Source organism: Coprococcus sp. RTP21281st1_F1_RTP21281_210402 (assembly GCF_040915325.1).
Taxonomy (GTDB): Bacteria; Bacillota; Clostridia; order Lachnospirales; family Lachnospiraceae; genus Coprococcus; species Coprococcus aceti.
Window position 1 is genome coordinate 1 of record NZ_JBCPDQ010000021.1, and the last position, 2,578, is coordinate 2,578.

Annotated in this window: 4 protein-coding genes; all 4 read left to right on the forward strand. The window is 35.1% G+C overall.

The features are described 5' to 3' along the window. Window positions 1-513, forward strand: a 513-nt coding sequence (locus tag AB5150_RS15575) for a glycohydrolase toxin TNT-related protein (protein WP_161172303.1), incomplete at its 5' end; no start/stop codon positions are given. A gap of 20 nt (window positions 514-533) precedes the next feature. Next, window positions 534-947 (forward strand): hypothetical protein, encoded by a 414-nt coding sequence (locus tag AB5150_RS15580; RefSeq protein ID WP_055148057.1) that lies wholly within the window; start codon window positions 534-536, stop codon window positions 945-947. A gap of 169 nt (window positions 948-1,116) precedes the next feature. Beyond that, the gene (locus AB5150_RS15585) at window positions 1,117-1,866 is read left to right on the forward strand and encodes a hypothetical protein (protein ID WP_368292176.1); all 750 of its coding nucleotides are present in this window, start codon (window positions 1,117-1,119) and stop codon (window positions 1,864-1,866) included. Between the two features lie 15 nt (window positions 1,867-1,881). Beyond that, window positions 1,882-2,199, forward strand: a complete 318-nt coding sequence (locus AB5150_RS15590) for a hypothetical protein (RefSeq protein ID WP_055148064.1) — start codon at window positions 1,882-1,884, stop codon at window positions 2,197-2,199. The last annotated feature ends 379 nt before the right edge of the window (window positions 2,200-2,578 follow it).

Genomic DNA, 2,578 nt, shown 5'->3' on the forward strand with positions numbered 1-2,578 from the left:
GCCAAGACCTGGGCAGAGTGTGCAATAACATCATTTGTTTTGCGGTCAGTTTTTGAGGGTGGAAAGTCATCGTCAAAGGCAGATGGAAAGAATAAGGTTATGTCTACTAGCAAAGGACGGGTGGAGTCTGAAAGTAGTATTATTTGTGAGGGTGGAAGTGAAACAAGTTGGTATAAAGCAGATGGTACAATAAATTATCCACCAAATAACGGAGCTGTACCAGGAACAGAAGTAAATATGTCGTTAAAACCAGGAGATACATTTGGGCGGTATGGAAATATTGGGAATAAGAGTAACTTTGTAACACAAACAGGTGCAAATGCAGATAAATTAGCATTGCCACCAACTACTGACCCTAATATTTATCAGGAATTTAGGGTTATAAAGGAAATACCAAACACTATCCAAGCAGAGATTGCAGCATGGGGAGGTTCTGCAGGTGGAGGATTACAATATGAATTGCCAATGCCGATTTTACAATTAATTAGAGAAGGCTATATAGTGCCAAAATAAATAGAGAGAGGTGAAAAACTATGTTAACAACAAATGAACTGCAAAAATATATTATGAGTGAAATTAATGATAAACTAGATGAGATTTCATACAGTAATGTTTTTTTCGAAAAAGGGGATGATAATAGTGCTGAGGGAACATACATTTTTAGTACAAATTCAAATTATCATATTCTTTATGCAGAAAAGGGGAAGATAAGAAGTGATATAGTTGTAAATGACGAACGAGAAGTATTGTGGTATGCTTTAAATATATTATCAACAAATATTACTATGAAGTATGCCATGAATAATCAAGAGAAAGGAAAAGATTTCCGAAGACCACTCTTTGAGAAAGAAAAAAAAATATTTGCTTTATTTGGTGAGGATTTTTTAAAAAGGAAAGATGAAGAGATTAATGAAATACTTGAAAAAAATCCGTATAATGATATTTAATTATGGTTATACTTTAGGACTCCAAAACCCTTAACTCAAAAAGCTATTTTAATCTCTGTCTGTTCACGAAGTGAATGACATACAGAGATTAATAATAGCTTTTTGTCATTTACCTGAATCCGTGAAGTTCACGGATTTATAAACTATCGCCGTAGATGCTGGAAGGATATTGATTGGGAATGTAGCAGAAGATAAAGCTTGTGATGCAATCTATCAAAGTACAGACAGCCATATATTGGCAATGTTGGGAAGCAATATGGTAGAAGAAGTTATATCAGGAAACCCAGCGAACAGTTCCGTATCAGAAATCGGAGATGTAGCGAGAAAGACGGATATTGAAGAACTAAGCCATACAACGATATTCAAGAACTCAGATGACATTGCCTTAGGTGAAAAAGCTTTAAGTAATGTAGAAGTGAATAAGCTAGATGATGTTGCAGAAGTTGTAGAGAGTGGTAGTACAACTGTTATATATTGGTCAGGTGATATAGCTAATTATCAATATAATATGATTGAAAATCCAGGACCGTTAGCAGAAATGCCTAATCAACCTGCAAAGAATTTCTATGGTGGCAGATACAATATGGAAGTATTACAGGAAGATAGAATAATGTATCGAGCAGGTAATGCTCAAAATCCGTATGGAAGATGGTTTACGAGTGAGCTACCTGCTTCTGTTACTAATGTAAGAATTGACGCAGCGGTAAAGACTCATTGGATAGACCCGAAAACTGGTGCGTATGAGGCAAGCTCTTATATAGATAATGTATATGCGATTAAAGTACCAAAGGGTACTACTATTTATACAGGATCAGTCGGACCGCAAGGTGGAGTATACGTGGGAGGATATAATGTTATGCAAACCTATATAGATGCACCATGGACTTTTGAAGTTGTAGGAAAAACACCGTTACAATAGATTGGAGATAGAAGAATGATAAGAAATGAAGAGTTTTTGCAGTTGCGAGAGGCGTATATAGAGATTGGCAAAATGGTACAAAAATATGGATATGGACAATATAACGGGATATTAAGAATTCTTATGGGACAAGTTAATTGTATTGACTCGGATGAGAGCAATGGTGAAAAAATGAAATACTTGATAGAAAGCTATAGTAAACTGTTTGCTTCGAGAGGCGGGTTAAGCGATTTCATTATTTATGATGCAGATGTTCAATTAAGAAATCAGTTGAATGAGAAATATAATGACGAAGTAAAAAGGGTTTGGAACATTATGAAAGACTATATTTAATAATGACTTCGTATAAGAACATCCGAAATCACAACTGAATATTTTTTCTTTAAAATTTAGGACGCATTGTTTTCATGGCACTTGGTGCTATGGAGATAATGCGTTTTTTCTATGTTAATTTTCAAATTCTTTTCCAGACTGCTGATATCAGTCTACTTCTTTCGAATATCGTGCCCAGAGTCTGCCTTTTGGTCATCTCACAAAGAGAAAGTGCTCATCTGGCTCAAGAAAACATCAAATCAGAAATCTTGATTCAGATGCAGTTTTTCTATTGAAGATGCTCCATCCGTAAAGGAGGAGTTCATGATTAAGTCCAGGTTGATTATGCCGGAAATAAATCAAGAATTTGATGTTCAATATAATGAGAATGCACAGGTTT

Coding starts and splice junctions, on each gene's coding strand:
- AB5150_RS15580 (WP_055148057.1), top strand. CDS start 534: ATGTTAACAACAAATGAACTGCAAAAATATATTATGAGTGAAATTAAT.
- AB5150_RS15590 (WP_055148064.1), top strand. CDS start 1,882: ATGATAAGAAATGAAGAGTTTTTGCAGTTGCGAGAGGCGTATATAGAG.